This window comes from Jatrophihabitans telluris, assembly GCF_023516435.1.
Taxonomy (GTDB): Bacteria; Actinomycetota; Actinomycetes; order Mycobacteriales; family Jatrophihabitantaceae; genus Jatrophihabitans_A; species Jatrophihabitans_A telluris.
The window spans coordinates 3,522,315-3,543,896 of sequence record NZ_CP097332.1; the positions used below are offsets into that span (position 1 = coordinate 3,522,315).

Consider the following 21,582-nt stretch of genomic DNA (forward strand, 5'->3'; position numbering starts at 1 on the left):
ACAAACATCCGGTCCCGGCCGATACCCGGACAAATAGGCCATACTTCGGTCACGATCCGGCAAAGTTGCTGAATGCGTTGACCAAACTCTTGACTTTGGACGTTTGATTCTGCTGAATGATGATTACTTCTGTGAGGCCGTGATCAGCCTCACGTTCGTTCCCTCAGGAGGATCAATGGCCCCGCAAGAGTCCGCGTCGACCCCCGAGCTCGGAGCGTCGAGCGCGTCCGGTTTCAGTCGGCGAACCGTGTTGAAGGGCCTGGGGGTAGGCGCCGGCGCCATCGCCGCGGCTCCTGTACTCGCCGCCTGCACCGGTGGCAGCAAGCCCAGCGCCGGCGGTAGCGCGAGCGTCAACACGACCTCGAAGTCGACCTCGCTCGGCTCGAGCGGCTCCGACGACGTTCCCAAGCGCGCCATCCAGGCGATGATCGACGCGTTCCAGACCAAGACCGGCGACAAGGTCAGCATCAACACCGTCGCCCACAACGACTTCCAGAACAAGATCTCCACGTATCTGCAGGGCAGCCCGGACGATGTGTTCACGTGGTTCGCCGGCTACCGCATGCGCTACTACGCCAAGCAGGGTCTGGCCGCACCGCTGGACGAGGTGTGGTCCAAGATCGGCGCCAACTTCTCCGACGCCATCGCCAAGGCATCGACCGGCGACGACGGCAAGAAGTACTTCGTGCCCAACTACAACTACCCCTGGGGCTTTTTCTACCGCAAGAGCGTCTGGGCCGCCAAGGGCTACCAGGTCCCGACCACCTTCGACCAGCTCAAGACCCTGTGCGCACAGATGCAGAAGGACGGTCTGACCCCGATCGCCTTCGGCGACAAGGACGGCTGGCCCGCGATGGGCACCTTCGACTACATCAACATGCGGACCAACGGCTACCAGTTCCACGTCGACCTCTGCGCCCACAAGGTGTCGTGGGACCAGCAGAAGGTCAAGGACGTCTTCGACAACTGGAAGGCGCTGCTGCCCTACCAGGACAAGGCCGCCCTCGGCATGACCTGGGAGGAGTCGGCTCAGACGCTGGCCAAGAAGAAGTCAGGCATGTACCTGCTCGGATCCTTCGTCACCCAGCAGTTCACCGACAAGACCGTCCTGGCCGACATCGACTTCTTCCCGTTCCCGGCCATCGCGGTCGAGGGCCAGGACGCGATCGAGGCGCCCATCGACGGCTTCATGCTGTCGAAGAAGGGCGGCGACAACGGCGCTGCCGTCGCGCTGCTCGAATACATCGGCTCGGCCGAGGGCCAGGACGCCTACGCCAAGATCGACACGTCCAACATCGCCACCGCCAAGGGCGCCGACACCTCCACGTTCACCGATCTGAACAAGAAGTGCGCGGAAGCCATCGCCAACGCCAAGTCGATCAGCCAGTTCTTCGACCGCGACGCCTTGCCAGCGATGGCGAACAACGTCATGATTCCCGCATTGCAGGCCTTCATCAAGGACGGCACGTACGACACCAAGAACCTCGAGGCTCAGGCCAAGACCCTGTACGCCAGCCAGTGAGGAGTGCTTCGTGAGCAGCGACCTACCGTTGGTCGGTGTTCGGCCCGACGCCGGCGAGCGGACTCCCGCTCGCCGGCGCAAGGCCGGAAACCGCAAAGTCTCCAGGCTCACCTCGCGCGACAAGGTCGTGCTGGGAATCATGGTGGCCATCCCGACCCTCATCGAGCTGCTGCTTGTGTGGCTGCCGACGGGCCTGTCGATCGGGTTGTCGTTCACGAAGTGGAACGGCCTAGCTCTCAGCAACATCCGCAACGCCGGACTGTCGAACTACAGCTTCGTGGTGCACGACTACCCGCCGTTCTGGCCGGCGGTCCGGCACAACATCATCTGGCTGTTGTTCCTCGGCTTCATCGCCACCCCGATCGGGCTTCTGCTGGCGGTCCTGCTGGACCAGAAGATCAAGGGCAGCCGGATCTACCAGAGCATCTTCTTCACGCCGGTCATGCTGTCGCTGGTCCTGGTCGGCGTGATCTGGCAGCTGGTCTACTCCCGCGACAACGGCATCCTGAACCACCTGCTGGGGACGTCGGGCAAGTCCAACGCGATCGACTGGTTCGGCGATTCCAACGTCAACCTCTGGGCCGCCCTCGTCGCGGCGACCTGGCGGCACGCCGGCTACATCATGATCCTGTACCTAGCCGGGCTGAAGGGTGTCGACCCGTCACTGCGTGAAGCGGCCGCGATCGACGGCGCCAGCGCGGTCCAGACCTTCTTCCGCGTGGTGTTCCCCGCCATGCGCCCGATCAACATCGTCATCGTCGTCATCACGATCATCGAGTCGCTGCGGGCCTTCGACATCGTCTACGTCATCAACCGCGGCACCAATGGACTGGAACTCATCAGCGCTCTGGTCATTCAGAACCTGGTCGGCGAGGGTCAGATCATCGGTCTGGGTTCCGCGCTCGCGGTGATCCTGCTGGTGATCTCGCTGGTGCCGATCATCTTCTACCTGGTTCGCACCTTCCGGAAGGAGAGCTGACGTGTCGACCTCGTTGACCTCGCCGGAGAACATTTCCCATCCGCTACCGACCGAAACCGAACGCGTGGGCAGCACCGTCGGCCGACGGCATTACGGCACCCACCTCTTCCTGATCGTCATGTCGATCGTGTGGCTGGTGCCGCTGTTGTGGACGGTTTACACCTCGCTGCGTCCCAAGGAAGCAACCGACAAGTACGGCTACTGGAGCCTGCACGGACCGTTCGGCTTCTCCAACTTCACCAAGGCGTGGAAGCAGGGTGGGTTCAGCCACCTGTTCATGAACTCCGTCTACATCGCGATCCCCTCGGTGATCCTGACCCTGGCCCTGGCCTCGATGATGGCCTTCGCGGTCAGCCGGTTCACCTGGAAGTTCAACCTCACCCTGCTGGTCATGTTCACGGCGGGCAACCTGTTGCCTCCGCAGGTCCTGGCGGCGCCACTGTTCGAGATGTTCAAGCACACCTCGCTGCCGTACTCGGTGTCGGACTCGGGCACCCTGCTCAACACCTACTACAGCGTCATCCTGGTCGACACGGCGTTCCAGATCGGGTTCTGCACCTTCGTGCTGTCGAACTACATGAAGGCCCTGCCCATGGACCTCACCGAGGCCGCCATGGTGGACGGAGCGAGCGTCTGGGTCCAGTACACGCGAATCATCCTGCCGTTGTGCCGCCCGGCGGTCGCCGCGCTGGGCACCCTGGAAGTCATCTGGATCTACAACGACTTCTTCTGGCCACTGCTGTTCATCACCGACGGCAGCCGGCAGCCGGTGACGACGGGTATCAACAACCTGCAAGGCCAATTCCTGTCGAACTACAGCCTGCTGGCCGCGGGCGCGACGCTCACGGTCATTCCGACGCTGGTCATCTATTTCGCGCTGCAGAGGCAGTTCGTCGCCGGCCTCACGCTGGGGGCGTCGAAGGGCTAGCGATTCGGGCCCGGGAGTTCGTCCCGGTCACACAACTGGCCCCGCCGGGTGATCGACTACGGTCACCCGGCGGCTGGCCGCTGGGGGAACCTTCCCCGGTCGTTCTCGCACCCTGCGCACGGTGGCCCGGAGCCGTCTGACGGCCAGCCTGACGGGCTGTGGATGACTCGTTCGGGTTGTCGGGCTGATTCGTATAATCGAACGTATGAGCGATAAGATAGTGCCGGAGGACGCCGGGTACGCCGGGCTCTCAGGGTACGCAGCCGCGCTCGCTGCCCTCACCGACGCGGTTGACTCCGCGCTGTCGGTCGCTCACGCCCGTGCCTCGACGAGGTCTGCGCTGGCGTACCTACGCCAAGTGGAGGAACAGCTGCGCCGGCTGAGTCTCGTCCAGGCCCGCACGATCGGATTCCTGACCACGGCCGGGGCGGCGGCCGAACGCGGCTACCGGCGGGAACCGCACCGCGGCGCAGCGTCGGCACGACGCGTTCGAGGAAGCCGGCAAACGACTCCTCGCTGCCGGGCGGCTCCCTGAATCCGGCGGCCTGCACACCACCGTCCTGGTCACCGTCGCCCTCACCGACCTCGAACAGCGCACCGGACACGCCACGACCGCCCACGGCGGCACCCTGACCCCCGCCCTGGATCGACCCCCGCCAGGGCCCCGCTCGCAATCCCTACTGGCTGCCCTACCAGCGATCGTGAACGAGCGGGCGGATGCGTTCGTCGTACAAGGACCCGACCGCCCTCAGCGTCGTTTCCTGAAGCGGGGCAAGGGAATCCGTCGCGGCGTTGGCCTGTGCCTGACTGACGCTGCTCGCACCCGGAATGACCGTCGTAACGCCGGGCTGATCGAGAATCCAACGCAGCGCCAGCTGAATGGGACTCAGCCCCACGGAGTTAGCGATCGCGGAGAATGCCTTCGCCGCCTCGACACCCTCGTCGTAGGGGACTCCCGCGAAGGTCTCCCCTACATCGAAGGCTTCACCGTGCCGGTTGTAGTTGCGGTGATCGCCGGCGGCGAACGTGGTGTCGTGGTCGAACCTGCCCGATAACAAGCCGGAGGCGAGCGGGACCCGAGCGATGACGGCGACGCCCGCCGAGGCGGCGGCGGGCAGCACCTCGTCCAGCGGCTTCTGGCGGAACGCATTCAGAATGATCTGCACGCTCGCGACACGGGGGCGGGCGATCGCGGTCAGTGCCTGCTCGCAGGTTTCCACGCTCACGCCGTAAGCCCGCATGCGGCCCTCGGCCACCATCGTGTCCAACGCATCGAACACGGCGTCGGAGGCGAAGACTTCGTCCGGGGGGCAGTGCAGTTGCACCAGGTCCAGCGTGTCCACACCGAGGTTCGCCCTCGAGCGATCGTTCCACGCCCGGAAGTTGTCCAGCACGTAGTTGGACTCGAGTTGCTCGGCCCGACGTCCCATCTTCGTGAAGACCGCGATCCGGTCGGCCTCGGGACGCTCGCGCGAGCGGTCGGCCAGGTAGCGGCCGATGGTCTGCTCACTGCGCCCGTCGCCATAGACGTCCGCGGTGTCGAAGACCCGTACCCCCGCCTCGTCGGCGGCGCGCAGGATCGCGGTCGAATCCGCATCCGTCACCGCGCCCCAGTCGGCGCCGAGCTGCCAGGTGCCGAGCCCGACCGCCGACACCGGGAACGGGCAACGGGTCGCGCTTCGAAGTTCCATGCTCACAGGACTGCTCTCCCACCGAGATAGGGCCGCAACACCGCGGGAACCGTGACGCTGCCGTCGGCCTGCTGGTTGTTCTCGACCAGCGCGCCCAGCAGCCGGGGCGTCGCGACCGCGGTGTTGTTGAGGGTGTAGGCGAAATGGATCGCGCCGTCGGTGTCCTTGTAGCGGATCCCGGCCCGCCGCGCCTGCCAGTCACCCAGTGAGGAGCACGAGTGGGTTTCCCGGTAGGTCTGCAGCGACGGGAACCAGGTGTTGATGTCGTTCATCCGGTACTTGCCCAGCCCCATGTCGCCGGTGCAGCACTCGACCACCTGGTGCGGCAGTTCGAAGGACTGCAGGATCTGCTCGGACGTCGAGAGCAGCGCCTCGTGCCAGCGGTCGGATTCGGCACGATCGGCCTGGCAGATGATGAACTGCTCGACCTTCTCGAACTGATGCACGCGCAGCAATCCGCGGACGTCACGGCCGGCACTGCCGACCTCGCGCCGGAAGCACGTGGACAGTCCGGCGTAGCGCCGCGGAAGCTCACGAGCGTCGATGACCTCGTTGGAGTTCAGGCCGACCAGGGCGACCTCCGAGGTGCCGGCCAGGAAGAGCTCGTCCCGCTCGAGGTAGTAGATCTCCTCGGCGTGACCGGGGAGGAATCCCGTACCGACCAGGGCCTCACGCTGGGCCAGGACCGGCGTGCTGACGAGCTCGAAGTCCTTGCCGAGCAGGACGTCGATCGCGTACGAATGGATCGCCCGCTCCAGCAGTACGGCCTCGTTCTTGAGCGCGTAGGCGCGGTCGCCCGCGGTCTTGCGGGCTCGGTCGAACTCCGCCCAGTTCCGCTTGGTGAACAGGTCGACGTGGTCGATGGGTTCGAAGTCGAACTCTCGTGGGGCCCCCCACTGCCGGATGACCACATTGTCGGCCTCGCCGTCGCCGACCGGCGAGCCCTCCCAGGGCACATTCGGCGCACGGAGCAGGTACTCGCGAAGCTCGGATCTACGTTCCTCCAGCTGGGCGCGGTTCTCCTTGAGCTCGTCGTCGTTGCGCTTGGCCTCGACGCGAAGCTGCTCGCGCTGCTCGGGGGTCGCGCCCTTGAACTTCTCTGCGACTTCCCGCCGTACCCGCTGGCCCTCGTCGACGGTGGTCTGCAGACGCCGCACCTCGTCCCCGACCCGGACGGTCTCGGCGACGTCGAATTCGACGCCCTTGAGCGCTGCCGCTCGAGCCACCGTCTCGGGATTGTCGCGGATGAACTTGATATCGAGCATGTCTGTGAGCCTAGTGGAGCGAGCTGCGCCCCACCTCGGCAGCAGTCCGGGCCCCAACGGGTGGCGTTGGACGTTTTTGTCGGTGGTCGCTTGTAGCTTTTCGGCATGCGGTTCCTGCACACCTCTGACTGGCATCTGGGGCGGACGTTGCACAACGTCGACCTCATCGACGCTCAGCGGTCCGTGCTGGGCCAGATCGTGCAGCTCGTGCGCGACCCCCCGGACGGAATCGACATCGATGCCGTCCTGATCGCCGGCGACATCTACGACCGCGCGGTGCCACCGGTCGAGGCGGTCGCCCTGTTCAGTGAGATCTTGACCCAGCTCACCCGGTACACGACGGTCATCGTGACCTCCGGCAACCACGATTCGGCCATCCGGCTCGGCTTCGGATCGGGCCTGTTCACCGATCGGCTGCACGTGCATTCGTCGTTGGCCGACATCGGCCGGCCCGTCCTCATCGGCGACGCCGCGGTGTACCCGCTTCCCTACCTCGATCCGGACGCCGCGCGTATCGCCCTGGCCGACCGCTCGGCCGACGGCCCGGGCGAGCCGCTGGCGCGTTCGCACGAGGCGATCATGTCGGCCGCTCTGGGGCGCGTGCGGCAGGATCTCGCCACTCGCCCCGCCGGCACGCGGTCAGTCGTCATGGCCCATGCGTTCGTGATGGGTGGTGCCGTCAGCGACAGCGAGCGATCCATCGTGGTCGGCGGGGTCGAACACGTACCCGCCGAATTGTTCGCCGGCCTGGACTACATCGCCCTCGGGCATCTGCACGGCGCCCAGCAGCCTGCCTCGGCCACCGCGACCGTCCTGCGCTACAGCGGCTCACCACTGCGCTATTCCTTCTCCGAGCGAGGCCACCGCAAGGGCGTCACGCTCGTCGATCTACCACCCGGCCAGGGGGCCCGCGTCACCTCGCTCGACCTACGCCAGCCTCGCGAGATGGCCGAGCTTCGCGGTCCGCTCGAAGACCTGATCGCCTCGGCGAGTTTCGCCGGTTACGAACAGAGCTGGGTCAAGGTGACCGTCACCGACCGCGCCCGCCCGGAACGCCTGTTCGACCGGCTCCAGTCCCGATTCCCGCACGTACTCCAGGTGCTGCACGAACCGGCTGGTGCGGCGGGCACGGCACGCACCGGTCGCGCCACCGCCACCAGCGTTCGCGAGCTGGGCAGCGACTTCGTGTCCTATGTCAGCCGTGCCCCCGCGGACTCCACCGAGCTGGATCTGTTCGAACAGGCCTACGAGCGGGCGGCCCTCGGCTTGGGTCGGTCGGCGTGAGGCTGCACCGGCTCCGGCTGCGCGCCATCGGCCCCTTCGCCGACGACGTCGAACTGGACTTCACCGAGCTCGGGCAACGGGGGTTGTTCCTGCTCGAAGGCCCTACCGGCTCGGGCAAGTCGACGATCATCGATGCGATCAGCTTCGCCCTGTACGGACGAGTGGCGCAGGCCTCGGCCAGCGCGGAGCGGCTGCATTCCCACCACGCGGCCCCCGGGGTCGAGCCGATGGTCGAGCTCACCTTCGAAACCGGTAACGGCGTCTATCGCATCAGACGAACCCCCAGTTACGAGCGGCCCAAGCGCGACGGATCGGGAACTCGCAAGATCAACGCGACGGTCAAGATCTTCAAGAGCACCTCGCCGGACCACATCGACCGGGCCGAGCCGCTGTCCACCCGGATGGCCGAGGCCGACGACGAGGTGCTGCTGGCCGTCGGGCTCAATCACGAACAGTTCGTGCAGACGATGGTGTTGCCGCAGGGCGAGTTCGCCAAGTTCCTGCAATCTCGCACCGAGGACAAGAAGGCTTTACTGCAAAGGCTTTTCGGCACTGAACTCATCGCCGCGACGCAGCAGGAACTGCTGGCCGCCCGTCAGCAGGCCGAGCTGCAACGAGCCGGAGGGCGGGTGGCGGTGGAACGGGCAGCCAGCTCCTTCGCCGGGTCGGTGGGCATGGACGAAGCCGCCTGCACGGCCCTCGACGAAGCGGTTCAGGCAGGCGATGCCGAGGTGATCATCGCCCTGGTCGCCTCCACCAAGGCCAGCGTGGAACAGGCTGAAGCCGTCCGGCACAGCGAGCAGCAAGCGGCCGTCACCTGGCGCTGCGCGGCGCTGGAGGAGCTGACGGCGGCTCGCGATCTCGCCGGTCGCCGCGCTCGCCGCGCGCAGCTGCGAGCCCGCATGGACGAGCTGGAATCCGGCGCCGAGGCCACTCAGGCGGCCGAGCATGAGCTCGAGGCGGCAGAAAACGCTGTGCTGGTCGCCCCGTCGGCCGAGGCGCTGGCCGATGCAGTGGCCGCGCTGGCGGCCGCCCGGACCGCAGACGACGACGCGCGGGCCGGGTTGGCCGCCCCGCTGCGTCGCGCCGACTCGACCGAACTGACCACTGCGGCCGCCGAGGTACGCGAGCGGATCGGCGCACTCGCTGACGACATCCTCCGCGAGCAGCACCACGACGCGCTGGCCGGTCAGCTGGCCGCGGCGAACGCACGGGCGGCCGAGCTGGACTCGGTCCTTACCCGCGCGGCATCCACGCTCGCCGAGCTGCCGGGCCGGCTCGCCGAGCACCGCGATCAGCGGGACCGGTCCGTCGCCGCCCAGGCCGAGGGGACGCGCTTGGCGGCTGAGCTGTCCCGCGCCCGGACGCGGTATTCCGCAGCGATGCAGGCTCGGGCCGCGGCCGATCGCGCTGCCTTCGACGAGCAGATCACCCAGACGACCCTCACCGCACTGCTGGACCAGGAGTCTCGCCTGACGGCCCTGCGCAGCACTCGAATGGCGAGCATCGCCGGTGAGCTGGGTCTGGCGTTGCAGCACGGTCACGAATGTGCGGTGTGCGGCTCGGTCGAGCATCCCCGTCCGGCCCGGCCACGCGCCGATCACGTGAGCGAACAGGTCCTGTCCTCGGCCGAGGACGAGCTCGGGCGGCTGCGCACCGCGGCCGAGAAAGCGCAAGGCGAGTTGCACCGTCAACAGACCGAACTGGCCGCGCTGCGAACCGCGGCCGACCAGCTCTCCCCGGAGCAAGCACAGGCCAAAGTCAGCGAACTTGAGCAGACCCTGTCACAGGTCCGCACTGTGGCCGAACGGCTCGGCGAGGCCGAAGGTGCGATAGCCGAGACCCAGGAAACTGTTGATGAACTCACGGAGCGGCTGCGTCAGGCCGAGGTGGAACGAGCCACCCTCGCCGAACGCACGGAGTCCTGGACCGCTCGGATGAGCGAGGACGCCGAGCGACTGGCTGTCGCCAGGGCTGGATTCGACACGGTGACCGAACGCCGGGACGAACTGATGGCGACCGCCGCCAGGCTCGGCCACGCCGCGGAGGCGGCGGCAGCCCTCGCCGAGGTGGTCAGGCAGGCAGCGGTCGCGGGACAACGGTTCGCAGCGGTTCTCGGAGAATCGGGTTTCGCCGACGAAGCCTCCTGGGCCGCGGCGACGCGCAGCCGGCAGGCGCGGGCCGCGCTGCGCGAGCACATCGCCCAGCACCGGCAGTCGGTGGCCGCGGTACTCACCCAGTTGTCCGAACCCGAGCTCAACGATCCACGGCTGGACGCCGACGCTGCCGACCTCGCCCCGCTTGAAGCCACCCTCGCGGCCGCGGAATCCGCGGTGCAGGCCGCCGAGCAGGCACTCGGGTCGGCGCGGTCGCTGAGCACGACCACGACACGCCAGGCCACGATCCTGACCCGGGCGATCGCCGACAACGCCGGGGTGCTGGCCGCCACGAGCGCCGCGATCCGCCTCGGCCAACTCGTGGCCGGCAACGGTGACAACCAGCTGAAGATGGAGCTGACCACCTACGTGCTGATCCGTCGCTTCGCCGAGGTTCTTGACGCGGCCAACGCGCAGCTGCGGCACATCGCCGGCGGCCGCTACACCCTGGAACACACCGACGCCAGGAGCGGTAACACCCGCTCGGGCCTCGGGCTGCGCGTGCTCGACATCCACACCGGCCAGGCCCGGGATCCCGCCACGCTTTCGGGAGGCGAGACGTTCTACGTGTCACTGGCCCTCGCGCTCGGGCTGGCCGACGTGGTGCGGTCTGAAGCGGGCGGCGTCGATCTGGGGACACTGTTCGTCGACGAAGGGTTCGGCAGCCTCGACGCCGATGCCCTCGATGAGGTCCTGGGCGTGCTCGACACACTCAGGTCGGGCGGACGCGCGGTCGGCGTGGTCAGCCACGTGAGCGAGATGAAGGCACGCATCGCCGACCGGATCGAGGTCCGCGTGTCGACCGGCGGCAGATCCCGGCTGCGCGTCGTCGCCTGAGCGCCTGTCGGTCCCTCAGGGAACCGGGAAGTCTATGAGCCGCCTTCGGGTCGTCCTAACGGAACGTGTGAGGCTCCTGAACAGGCTCTTTGGGAAACTGCGGCCTGGCCAAAGGTTCTCGAAAGGTTCGGACCCGAGTCTCAGTGGTGTCGGCGAGGTCCGACCGCCGAGCCCAAGGAGAACCGATGAGCCAGCTAGTCAACCCCTCGCCCGTCACCGACACCGCCGCCGACGAGACCGACACCGCGACGGCCACCTACCCGGCCGTCCGGGACGCATCTCCGGGTCCACGGGTGCTCGGCCACCAGCTCCCCGAGCGGGAGATCTGGCTCAGCGCCCGTGGCGAGGCGGCCGCTCCGGTCGTCGACGTCGTGATCCCCGTCTTCAACGAAGTTCACACCATCGCCGCCAGTGTCAGCCGTCTCCACAGCTACCTGCAGACCATGCTGCCTGCCAGTTTCCGGATCACGATCGCCGACAACGCCAGCACCGACGGCACATGGACGATGGTGCGCTACCTCAACCGCGATCTTGAGCACGTCGCCGGGGTGCGGCTGACCGAACGGGGCCGAGGCCACGCCCTGCATCGCGTCTGGGGAGTCAGCCAGGCCCGGGTGCTGTCCTACATGGACGTGGAGCTGTCGACGGACCTCGGCGCTGTGCTCCCGCTGCTGGCTCCGCTGCTGTCCGGACACAGCGATCTGGCCATCGGTAGCCGGCTCGCCCGCGGCGCACGGGTCGTCCGCGGGCGCAAGCGCGAGCTGATCTCGCGTGTTTACAACCGGGTAGTGCGCGCGAGCCTGCGAGCCGGTTTCAGCGACGCGCAATGCGGCTTCAAGGCGATCACCGCCGACGCCGCCCACCTGCTCCTACCGCATGTCCGGGACACCAGCCACTTCTTCGACACCGAACTGCTGCTCATCGCCGAACGGGCCGGCCTGCGCATCTACGAGGTACCGGTCGACTGGATCGAGAACCCGGACAGCCACGCCGACCTGGTCGACACCGCGGTCACGGATCTGCGCGGGCTGTGGCGAATGAGGGGCACCCTTCGCTCCGGTGCGATCCCGTTGGCCGAGATCGGCGCCCGGCTCAACGGCGGCCGCATCGACGTCGCCGCCACGGGCGCACCCACTGGCCCCGCCCAGACCACCATCCAGTCGATCTGACCCACAGGAGAGTTCGCAATGACATCGACCTTGCTGAAACCGACCGGTCGCGGCCACCGCCGGCCGGCCACCAGCGGATCCGAGGCGCACGACGCCGGACGACCTGCCGACCTCGGAACCGGCGAGGCCGGGGGCGGTTCAGCCCGCTCCGGACGACTGAATCGGCTCTGGACCGGTGAGCCGGCCGACCCTCGTTGGGCCCGCCCGTCGCTGCTGGCGATGCTGGTCGTGACTGCCGTCGGGTACCTCTACAACCTCGGGGCCTCCACCACCGCGAACAGCTTCTACGCTGCCGCGGTCCAGGCGGGGACCCAGAGCTGGAAGGCGTTCTTCTTCGGCTCGTTCGACTCATCCAACTACATCACCGTCGACAAGCCGCCCGCGTCGCTGTGGGTCATGGAACTGTCCGGCCGCATCTTCGGCTTCAACTCCTGGAGCATGCTCGCGCCACAGGCACTCGAAGGCGTGATCGCGGTGGGCTTGGTTTACGGCGCGCTCCGCCGGGCCAGCGGGCCCGCGGCCGGCCTGTTCGCCGGCGCCACCCTGGCTCTTACTCCGGCCGCCGCCCTGATGTTCCGCTTCAACAATCCGGACGCGTTTCTGGTCCTGCTTCTGGTTGCGGGCGCGTACTGCCTCGTCCGGGCCCTGCAGTCCGGACGAACGGCGTGGCTGGTGCTGGTCGGCGCCTGCGTCGGGTTCGGCTTCCTGACCAAGATGGGCCAGGCACTGCTGGTGGTCCCCGCGGTCGGACTCGCCTATCTCATCGCCGGACCGACCCGGCTCGGTCGACGGCTGGTCCAGCTGATCGCCGGTGGCATCGCGATGGTCCTCAGTGCCGGCTGGTGGGTGGCGATCGTCGAGCTCATGCCGGCCTCGGACCGCCCCTACATCGGTGGATCCACCGACAACAGCATCCTCAACCTCGCCTTCGGCTACAACGGGCTCGGACGGCTCTTCGGTGGCTCCGGCAACGGCGGCGGGGGCGGGGGAAACGCCGTCGGGAACGCTTCCTTCGGTGGCGCAACGGGAATCGGCCGGTTGTTCAACCAGCAGATGGCCCAGCAGATCTCGTGGCTGCTGCCCGCGGCTCTGATCGCGTTGGTGTCCGGACTCTGGATGACCCGCCGCGCCCCGCGGACCGACCTCGTGCGCGCGTCCCTGATCCTGTGGGGCGGATGGCTGATCGTCACCGGACTGGTCTTCAGTTACATGCAAGGCACCATTCACCCTTATTACACCGTGGCATTGGCGCCGGCAGTCGCCGGCCTCGTCGCGATCACCGGCACCGTCATCTGGCGCCAGCGGCTGAGCCTGACGGCTCAACTGTCCGGCGTGGCCATGCTGGGTGCGACCGGCATCTGGACGTTCCATCTGCTGAACCAGACCCCTAGCTGGTTCCCTGTCCTGCGCTACGCCGCCGCCGCACTCGCCATCTTCGGTTCGGTGGTCCTGCTCATGCAACGGCACTTCTCGCGGGCCGCGCTCATCGCCGGGGTCGCTGCGGGTGCGGTGGTGCTGTCGGGGTCCGGTGCCTATGCGGTAGCGACCACGACCGTGGCCCACACCGGATCCACGCCCAACGTCGGCACAGCGGCCGCCAGCGGGGGCGGTTTCGGCGGCGGGTCAGCTCCCGGCGGCGCCCGCGGCCTCGGCGGCACCCCACCGACCGGGACCACCGGACCGACGTCGACGAGCGGCACGGGCAACACCAGCGGCGCGGGTAATACCGACACTGGCAGCACCAGCTCGGCCCTGATCAGCCTGCTGAAGGCCTCCAACGCCAAGTGGGCCGCTGCCGCGAGCAGTTCGATGACCGCCGGCTCCCTCGAACTCGACAGCGGCCAGGCGGTGATGTCGATCGGAGGTTTCAACGGCAGCGACAACGCCATCACCCTGGCCCAGTTCAAAGCCCTGGTGGCCAAGGGCGAGATCGGCTACTTCATCGGCTCGGGATCGGGGGGCCTCGGTGGCGGTGGCGGTGGCGGTGGCGGGACGACCGCCTACAGCGCGATTGCAGCCTGGGTCGCCTCGAACTACACCGCGTCCACGGTGGGGGGCACCACCGTCTATGCGCTGGCCACGTAGCAGCGCTCGTACGCGGGCTATGCGCTCGCCAGGTAGCAGCGCTCGTACGCGGGCGGAGCTGTCCGGCCAGGCCAGGCGAGAGTTCGGCGGTCGGGACGGCGGACCACCGCTCACATCGGTGCGCTCACTCGAACCACGCGGTTACCGCCGCATGATCGCTCCAGCGTTCGGCGTAGCTCGCCGCTCGTCCGACCTCGACCTTCACCGTGCTCCGCGCCAGTCCGTCGGTGGCCAACAGGTAGTCGATGCGCCAGCCCGAATCGAGGTCGAAGGCCTTACCGCGCCAGGACCACCAGGTGTACGGGCCGGGTCCGGGGCCGGCGTGCCGACGACCGAGGTCGGCCCAGCCGGCGCCGAACCACCGGTCGAAGTAGGCACGCTCCTCCGGCAGGAATCCGGCCTTGCCGCGGTTTCCCTTCCAGTTCTTGAGGTCCTCCTCGCGGTGAGCCACATTCAGATCGCCGGTGATCACCGCCTCACCCAGTCCCGCGGCGGATCGGTCGGCAAGTTCGGACATCCGCACGCTCATCGCGTCCAGGAAGGCGAACTTCTCGATCTGACGCTCGGTGTCGGCCTCGCCGGTGTGCACATAGGCCGACACGACGGTCAGGACGGCGCCGGAGTCGGGCAGGGCGAGGTCGGCCTCCAGCCACCGGCCCTGGTCCCCGAACTCGGCCAGCCCGGGGCGGACGGCCGACGTCGGCTGGGCGGTCAGGATCGCCACCCCGGCCCGGCCCGCCGCCGTCGCCGGGGCGTGGGCCACCTGCCAGCCGGCCAGCCCGGAGCCGGCCAGCACCGCCGCCAGCTGCTCATCGCTGGCCCGAACCTCTTGCAGGCAGAGCACGTCCGCGCCGCTGTCAGCCAGCCAGGTCAGGCCACCGCGCCGAGCCGCGGCCCGCACGCCGTTGACGTTGGCGGTCACGACTGAGAACACGACACTCCCCGGTCCAGGTAGGCAGATCGCGCAGAGCCTATCGGCCGGTTCAGGTTGCGCTGCGCTCGCTGGCTGCCTGCAGCTCGGGATACGCGGCCGGAGGCTGGCCGGCGCCCATCAACCGCGGGTCGGCGACCGGACGACCTGAGCGCAGCAGCTCACGCCATTGCTCCAGGCTCCAGTTGGCCGGTGCAGTGGACGCGAGGAAGTCCTCCAGCAACGCGACGAAGCGTTCGGGCTCGGCGTGGAAGGGAAAGTGCCCGGCGCCGGAGAAGATCTCCAGGCGCGATCCCGGCATCGCCGCGTGGGCCCGGTAGGCGTGTGCGACCGGCAGTACCCGGTCACGCGAGCCCCACACCAGCAGGGTGGGCATGCCGCGCGCGAGGTAGCAGCGGTCCAGCATGGTCACGACCTGTCCGCGCCAGTCGACGACCGCACGCAGCGTGCGGACGAAAGCCGATCGGGCCGTCGCGTCGGGCAGCGCGTCGACCAGCCGCAGCAGGTCCGGGGCATCCCGCCCCAGGCCGGTGTCCAGCAACTCCAGGGCCTTGACCACCAGACGGGTCTGCCACCGCGCGCCGGGCAGCCTGAGCAGGGACAGGGCCAGGTCCGCCCCTGGTACGGAGGCCGCCCGCAGCACCGGATTGACCTGCCGTCCGACCCCACCGCTGCCGACGAGTACGAGCCGCTCGGTCCGTTCCGGGAACTGGTAGGCGAACTGCATCGCCACGCCGCCACCGAGCGAATGCCCGACCAGGTTCACCCGGTCGATGTCGAGCGTGCCGAGCAGATCTCGCATGCCGTTGGCGTAGGCGGCCACCGAGTAGTCGGCTCGGGGCTTGTCCGACTGGCCGTGTCCGAGCAGATCAGGGGCGATCACGAGATGATTGCGCGCCAGGGCCGACATCACCGGCAGCCAGGTGGTCGAGTTGTCACCGATGCCGTGGATCAGCAGCAGAGGACTCTTGGCCGACTCCCCGGCGGTGTCACCGGCGATGCGGAAGACGCGCCGATAGCCGTGCACCACGTGGGTGCGCACCTCGATCTCCCGCACGGCTCGCAACCGCGAGCGCGGGCGGGAGGACCGGTGATCGGCGGGCATGCAAGCAGGGTAGGACGCCGTCCGCGCCGTTGGGTTTCGTCCAGGTTGCGCGTCCGGCTCAGGCGATGCGTGCAGCCAGGTTGTCGTCCAGCGTGGCCAGGAACGCCTCGGTGGTCTGCCATTCCTGCTCGGGCCCGACCAGCAGGGCCAGATCCTTGGTCATCTTGCCGGCCTCGACGGACTTGATGACGACGTCCTCGAGCGTGTCGGCGAACGCGGACACCTCAGGGGTGCCGTCGAGCTTGCCGCGGTGGGCCAGGCCGCGCGTCCAGGCGTAGATGGAGGCGATGGGATTGGTCGAGGTGGGCTCGCCCGCCTGGTGCTGACGATAGTGCCGGGTCACCGTGCCGTGCGCGGCCTCGGCCTCGACGGTGCGGCCGTCCGGGGTCGACAGGACCGAGGTCATCAGACCGAGCGAGCCGAAACCCTGGGCGACGGTGTCGGACTGCACGTCACCGTCGTAGTTCTTGCAGGCCCACACGTAGCCGCCCTCCCATTTCAGGGCGGCGGCCACCATGTCGTCGATGAGCCGGTGCTCGTAGGTGAGCCCGGCGGCGGCGAACTTGTCCTTGAACTCGGTCTCGAACACCTCGGCGAAGATGTCCTTGAACCGGCCGTCGTAGGCCTTGAGAATCGTGTTCTTCGTCGACAGGTAGACCGGGTAGTTACGGGCCAGGCCGTAGTTCATGGACGAGCGGGCGAAGTCGAAGATCGACTGGTCCAGGTTGTACTGAACCTGGGCGATTCCGGCGCTGGGGAACCGGTAGACCTCGTGCTCGATCGGCGCGCTGCCGTCGGACGGGGTGAAGGTGACCGTCAGCGTTCCCTCGCCGGGGGTGCGGAAGTCGGTGGCACGGTACTGGTCGCCGAACGCGTGGCGCCCGACGATGATCGGCTTCGTCCACCCGGGCACCAGGCGCGGGATGTTGGAGATGATGATCGGCTCGCGGAAGATGACGCCGCCGAGGATGTTGCGGATCGTGCCGTTGGGCGAGCGCCACATCTTCTTCAGCCCGAACTCCTCGACCCGTGCCTCATCGGGAGTGATGGTGGCGCACTTGACGCCGACGCCGTGCTTCTTGATCGCGTTGGCCGCGTCGATGGTGACCTGGTCGTCGGTCGCGTCGCGGTGCTCGATGCCCAGGTCGTAGTACTCCAGGTCGACGTCGAGGTACGGGTGGATCAGCCGGTCCTTGATGAACTGCCAGATGATCCGCGTCATCTCGTCGCCGTCGAGCTCGACGACCTTGCCTTCGACCTTGATCTTCGACATCAAACGCCTCTCTGAGTATGGCTCATCCCTGTGCGGCACCTTACTGACCCGGTTTCCGGACGGTCCACACAGATCGGCCCCCGAGCGGGCAGGCTCACATCGCTTCGGCCGATCCAACTCACCCGACCGGCCGCGGGGGGCTAAGTTCGATCTTGTGACGACTGACCCCACGCCGACCACCGCCAGCCGCAAGCCCACCGACGTCGACGCGCTCGCCGAGCGCTATCTGGACGCCGCCGCCGAACTCGACCCGACGATGGCGACCTACGTGGGACTGGCCGGCTACGACGACCGGATGCCGGACCTGTCCCCGGCGGGACTGGCCGAGGTGGACGCGCTGCACGAGCGGACACTGGCCGAACTGGCCGGTGTCCAGCCCACTGACGACGTGGACCGAGTGACGATCCTGGCGCTGACCGAGCGGCTGGAGCTGGCCCGCGAGCTCTACGCCATCGGCGCCCCGTTGTCGGACGTGAAGAACATCGCCAGCCCGGTCCAAGGCCTGCGGGACATCTTCGACCTCATGCCGACCGCGACGGCGGAGGACTGGACCACCGTGGCCCGGCGCTTGACGGCGATCGAACCGGCGATCGAGGGCTACGTCGAGTCACTGCGCCTGGCGGCCTCCCGCGGCGATGTGGCCGCCACCCGACAGATCAGGGCGTGCATCACCCAGTGCGAATCCAACCTCGGGCCCGACGGCTTCTTCGCCTCCTTGGCGCGACGGGCCTCGGAGACCGGCGTGCTGAGCGAGGCCGCTTCGACGGACCTGGACGACGGGATTCTCGCCGCCCAGCGGGGGTACGCCTCGCTGCGGGACTTCTTCGCCGACGAGCTGCTGGCCCAGGGCCGCGAGACCGACGCGTGCGGCCGTGAGCGTTACCAGCTGCACTCGCGGGAGTTTCTGGGCGCGAGGGTCGATCTGGAGGAGACCTACGCCTGGGGCCAGGCCGAGCTGGCCCGCATCAGCGCGTTGATGAACGAGACCGCTGACCGGATCAAGCCGGGCGCGGACGTCGCCGGCGCGATCGCGTTCCTGGACCAGGACCCCTCGCGCAAGCTCCACGGCACCGACGCGTTGCGGGAATGGATGCAGCAGAAGTCCGACGCCGCTATCGAAGCCCTGGCCGACACCCACTTCGACATCCCGGGCCCGGTCCGGACCCTCGAATGCATGATCGCCCCGACCACGACCGGCGTCATCTACTACACCGGACCCTCGGACGACTTCTCCCGCCCGGGCCGGATGTGGTGGTCGGTGCCGCCCGGTGTCACCGAGTTCTCGACGTGGCGCGAGCTGACCACGGTCTACCACGAGGGTGTGCCCGGCCATCACCTGCAGATCGCGCAGACGGTCTACCGCCGCGAGTTGCTCAACCGCTGGCGGCGGCTGGCGTCCTGGACGTCCGGGCACGGCGAGGGGTGGGCGCTGTACGCCGAATGGCTGATGGCCGATCTGGGCTTCATGGACGATCCGGCCAACCGGCTCGGGCTGCTCGACGGCCAGTCGATGAGAGCGGCCCGGGTGGTCATCGACATCGGGGTGCACTGCGGCTTCCCCGCTCCGGCCGAGGTCGGCGGCGGCGAGTGGACCTACGACAAGGCCTGGCAGCTGCTGTCCTCGCACTGCAACATGGCCGAGGGCTTCCTGCGTTTCGAGCTGGACCGCTACCTCGGCTGGCCCGGGCAGGCTCCTTCCTACAAGATCGGCGAACGCTTGTGGCTCCAGCTAAGGGAGGAGATGAAGGCCCGCGCCGGTGACACCTTCGATCTGAAGGACTTCCACCGCCGGGCTCTGGACATCGGCGGGGTCGGCCTGGACGTGCTGCGCCGAGCCGTGCTGGGCGAGCTGTAACTCCGCCGGAACATCAGACCTGCCAGAATCCGCCAATGACCGCTCCGGATGAACCAAACGGCCGGGCGGGGCACGTCATCGTGTGCGGGCTCACCGACGTCGCGCTGCGGATCATCGAGCAGTTGCACGCCGCCGGTGAGCAGATCACGGTGCTGCACGACGCGCCCGATCCCCGGCTGACCCGGACCGTCGCCGAGCTCGGCATCGAGTTGCTGGTCGGCGACGCGCGGCGGCCAGAGGTCCTGCTGCGCGCCGAACTGCACACCGCCCAAGCCCTGGTCAGCGTCTCCGATGCCGACCTGTTCAACCTCGAAGTCGCTCTGCTGGTTCGCGAAAGTGCACCTGAGGTCCGCCTGGTGGTCCAGCTGACGAACCAGAACGTGGCCCGCGCCGTCGAACGGCTGACCGGGCCGGGCAGTGTGCTCGATACCGCCGCTCTCGCCTCCCCTGCCTTCGTCGAGGCCTGCCTGGGCCAGCGCGACCACGAACTGGTGGTCGAGCACGAGAGCTTCCTGGTCACCGAGCGGGTGGTCGAGCGGCATGCGAACCTGCGCAGCGCCTACGGGGATCTGGCGCCGATCGCCGTGGTCGCCACCGATGGCCGGGTGACGATCGCGCCCGGACGGGACCTGATGGTCGAGCCGGGTGATCGGGTGAGCCTGATCGGGTCCCCGTCGGACTTCGCCGAACGACGTGAACCGGCCGGGCCGGGTCGGGCCGTCCGGGTCGATCTCGGCGGCCGGGCACCGCACTGGCAGGAATCGAACTGGCACGAGTCGCCCACCGCGCGGCTGGTGCGCCGGGTGCGGCGCGCGCTGGCCGACATCGAACGCGCCTTCTGGCTTTCTCTGGCGGCCCTGTTCGGCTTCGGCGCACTGTCCACCGGCGTGTTGATCCTGGGCTACAACGGTCCCCGCCACGAGCGCATGACCCCGCTGGACGCGGTGTACTTCACCACCGAGACGTTGACGACCGTCGGCTTCGGTGACTTCTACTTCGCCAAGCAGCACCTCTGGCTGAGGATGTGGGCCATCGGACTGATGATCGTCGGCGCCACCCTAGTGACGATCCTCTACGCCCGGCTCACCGACCTGTTGATCAGCCGGCGAATCTCCATCAATGCCGGCCGCCGGCTGGCCGAGGAGCTCAGCGGGCACGTGATCCTGATCGGCCTGGGCTCGGTCGGCCTGCGTGTACTGGAACAGCTCAAGGCGCTCGGCCGGGACGTCGTCGTACTCGAACGTGACGAGGACAACCGCTACCTGTCGATCGCACGCACGCTCGGGGTGCCCGTGATCATCGGCGATTCGACGCTGCGGCAGAACCTCCAGGCCGCCAACCTCACCAGCGCGTCCGCCGTCGCCGTGCTGACGTCCAACGACCTGGCCAACATCGAAACCGGTCTGGCCGTCGATGAGCTGCTCGCCGACCGGCGCACCGACGTGCCCGTCGTCATGCGCGTCTTCGACCGGCGGTTGGCGCACACCCTGGAAGCCGCCTTCAACTTCCACAATGTCCGCTCACCGTCGGCGCTCGCGGCGCCGTTCTTCGTCGGCGCTGCCCTCGGGCTGAGCATCATGTCGACGTTCTACGTCGAAGGTCAACCGTTCCTGCTGGGGCGCTTGGACATCACCGCCGACGGGGGGCTGCGCGGTCAGCCGATGGCCGGACTGGGCGCGCGGATCAGGGTGATCGCGATCGGGCGCGGCGGCCCAGCCGGCCCAGCCGGTGCGGCCGGTCCGGACGGTGGCTCACGGTTGGAGCATCCACCTCGGCGGGATACCCGCTTCGAGCCGGGCGACCGGGCCTACCTGGTCGGTCCCTACGAGGAACTGCTGCAGGTTCTCGGTCACGAGCGCGGGGCACGTCCGCGCACGTGACTCTCCTCGCGCCACCCGGCGCCAGACGACCGTGGGGCGTTCGGGTTCGGCCGAAGCCGATACCCGAACGCCCCACCGTTTGACGCCGTCCTACCGGCTGACGTAGGCGACGTCCGCGGAATCCCCCGCGGGGGGCGGGGCAATCCGTGGATCGATGAACTCAGCCCGGCCAGTCCGCCAGCGTGACCCGACCTCCGGTCACCTCGGCTTGCAGCTGGACCGGCCCGTCCGGACGCACATAGAGCTCGTAGCGTCCTTCGCGCAGTTCGCCGAAGACCGCTGAAGCCACCGTGACTCCTCCCACCGGTCGGCCCACCACGCCCACATGGACGAGGTGGCTGTGAGCATGCCCGTGGTCATGGTCATGGTCATGGTCATGATCGTGGTCACGGTCATGATCGTGGTCGTGATCATGGACGTCGTCGGCGTGCGCGTCGTCGTGCCCGTGCTGGTGTGCCGCCAGCGGTACCGACGCCGAATCGTTCAATTCCACCGGACGAATCTCGATCTCCTGGCCGAGCAACTCATTCGGCATCGACACGACGAGCGCCCCGATGTCGCCACCGATGTCGAGCAGCACCGACCCCTGCCCGGCGTGGGAGTTGTCTTCCATGACGACCTC

At 68.1% G+C, this 21,582-nt stretch carries 16 protein-coding genes and 1 pseudogene; 11 read left to right on the plus strand and 6 right to left on the minus strand.

Translation table 11 applies throughout. The annotated features are described in order from the left end of the window. Nucleotides 1-175: 175 nt before the first annotated feature. The 5 genes and pseudogenes from M6D93_RS16180 to M6D93_RS19665 form a co-directional block, all read left to right on the plus strand. Nucleotides 176-1,522 (plus strand): ABC transporter substrate-binding protein, encoded by a 1,347-nt coding sequence (locus M6D93_RS16180; protein ID WP_249770735.1) that lies wholly within the window; start codon nucleotides 176-178, stop codon nucleotides 1,520-1,522. Between the two features lie 10 nt (nucleotides 1,523-1,532). Continuing rightward, nucleotides 1,533-2,501 (plus strand): carbohydrate ABC transporter permease, encoded by a 969-nt coding sequence (locus M6D93_RS16185; protein WP_249770737.1) that lies wholly within the window; start codon nucleotides 1,533-1,535, stop codon nucleotides 2,499-2,501. 1 nt (nucleotide 2,502) lies between these two features. Beyond that, nucleotides 2,503-3,429 carry a carbohydrate ABC transporter permease gene (locus M6D93_RS16190; RefSeq protein WP_249770739.1) on the plus strand — a complete coding sequence of 309 codons (927 nt, stop codon included), beginning with the start codon at nucleotides 2,503-2,505 and terminating at the stop codon, nucleotides 3,427-3,429. A gap of 205 nt (nucleotides 3,430-3,634) precedes the next feature. Then, nucleotides 3,635-3,964 carry a hypothetical protein gene (locus M6D93_RS16195; protein ID WP_249770741.1) on the plus strand — a complete coding sequence of 110 codons (330 nt, stop codon included), beginning with the start codon at nucleotides 3,635-3,637 and terminating at the stop codon, nucleotides 3,962-3,964. After that, nucleotides 3,930-4,010: pseudogene (locus tag M6D93_RS19665) on the plus strand (hypothetical protein); the annotation flags it as partial. The gene M6D93_RS16195 and the pseudogene M6D93_RS19665, both read left to right, overlap by 35 nt. A 108-nt stretch (nucleotides 4,011-4,118) precedes the next feature. Here the strand turns inward: M6D93_RS19665 and M6D93_RS16200 are convergent. Both M6D93_RS16200 and serS read right to left on the minus strand, forming a co-directional pair. Continuing rightward, nucleotides 4,119-5,120, minus strand: a complete 1,002-nt coding sequence (locus tag M6D93_RS16200) for an aldo/keto reductase (RefSeq protein WP_249770743.1) — start codon at nucleotides 5,118-5,120, stop codon at nucleotides 4,119-4,121. A gap of 2 nt (nucleotides 5,121-5,122) precedes the next feature. Beyond that, a complete protein-coding gene (serS, locus tag M6D93_RS16205; protein ID WP_249770745.1) occupies nucleotides 5,123-6,385 on the minus strand; it encodes a serine--tRNA ligase in 1,263 nt (420 codons plus the stop codon). Nucleotides 6,386-6,490: 105 nt separating this feature from the next. Here serS and M6D93_RS16210 point away from each other — a divergent pair, with 105 nt between their 5' ends. From M6D93_RS16210 to M6D93_RS16225, 4 genes are all read left to right on the plus strand, one after another. Next, nucleotides 6,491-7,669, plus strand: coding sequence for an exonuclease SbcCD subunit D (locus M6D93_RS16210; protein ID WP_249770747.1), 1,179 nt, complete (start codon nucleotides 6,491-6,493; stop codon nucleotides 7,667-7,669). Further along, complete coding sequence (locus tag M6D93_RS16215) at nucleotides 7,666-10,662, plus strand: AAA family ATPase (protein ID WP_249770749.1); 2,997 nt, start codon at nucleotides 7,666-7,668, stop codon at nucleotides 10,660-10,662. Before M6D93_RS16210 ends, M6D93_RS16215 begins: the two co-directional genes overlap by 4 nt. 185 nt (nucleotides 10,663-10,847) lie before the next feature. Continuing rightward, nucleotides 10,848-11,831, plus strand: coding sequence for a glycosyltransferase (locus M6D93_RS16220; protein WP_249770751.1), 984 nt, complete (start codon nucleotides 10,848-10,850; stop codon nucleotides 11,829-11,831). 18 nt (nucleotides 11,832-11,849) lie between these two features. Continuing rightward, nucleotides 11,850-13,916 carry an ArnT family glycosyltransferase gene (locus tag M6D93_RS16225; protein ID WP_249770753.1) on the plus strand — a complete coding sequence of 689 codons (2,067 nt, stop codon included), beginning with the start codon at nucleotides 11,850-11,852 and terminating at the stop codon, nucleotides 13,914-13,916. Between the two features lie 124 nt (nucleotides 13,917-14,040). Here M6D93_RS16225 and M6D93_RS16230 read toward each other — a convergent pair whose 3' ends face one another. From M6D93_RS16230 to M6D93_RS16240, 3 genes are read right to left on the minus strand one after another with little or no spacing between them, the layout of a single operon-like run. Further along, nucleotides 14,041-14,850 (minus strand): exodeoxyribonuclease III, encoded by an 810-nt coding sequence (locus tag M6D93_RS16230; RefSeq protein ID WP_249770755.1) that lies wholly within the window; start codon nucleotides 14,848-14,850, stop codon nucleotides 14,041-14,043. 49 nt (nucleotides 14,851-14,899) lie between these two features. After that, complete coding sequence (locus M6D93_RS16235; protein ID WP_347343501.1) at nucleotides 14,900-15,952, minus strand: alpha/beta fold hydrolase; 1,053 nt, start codon at nucleotides 15,950-15,952, stop codon at nucleotides 14,900-14,902. A gap of 58 nt (nucleotides 15,953-16,010) precedes the next feature. Then, nucleotides 16,011-17,225, minus strand: coding sequence for an NADP-dependent isocitrate dehydrogenase (locus tag M6D93_RS16240; RefSeq protein ID WP_249770757.1), 1,215 nt, complete (start codon nucleotides 17,223-17,225; stop codon nucleotides 16,011-16,013). Nucleotides 17,226-17,379: 154 nt separating this feature from the next. Here M6D93_RS16240 and M6D93_RS16245 point away from each other — a divergent pair, with 154 nt between their 5' ends. Then, on the plus strand, nucleotides 17,380-19,080 hold the full coding sequence (locus M6D93_RS16245; RefSeq protein ID WP_249770759.1) for a DUF885 domain-containing protein: 1,701 nt from the start codon (nucleotides 17,380-17,382) through the stop codon (nucleotides 19,078-19,080). A gap of 35 nt (nucleotides 19,081-19,115) precedes the next feature. Then, nucleotides 19,116-20,960 carry an NAD-binding protein gene (locus M6D93_RS16250; RefSeq protein WP_249770761.1) on the plus strand — a complete coding sequence of 615 codons (1,845 nt, stop codon included), beginning with the start codon at nucleotides 19,116-19,118 and terminating at the stop codon, nucleotides 20,958-20,960. Between the two features lie 160 nt (nucleotides 20,961-21,120). Here the strand turns inward: M6D93_RS16250 and M6D93_RS16255 are convergent, their stop codons facing one another. Further along, on the minus strand, nucleotides 21,121-21,573 hold the full coding sequence (locus M6D93_RS16255; protein ID WP_249770763.1) for a hypothetical protein: 453 nt from the start codon (nucleotides 21,571-21,573) through the stop codon (nucleotides 21,121-21,123). Between the last annotated feature and the right edge of the window lie 9 nt (nucleotides 21,574-21,582).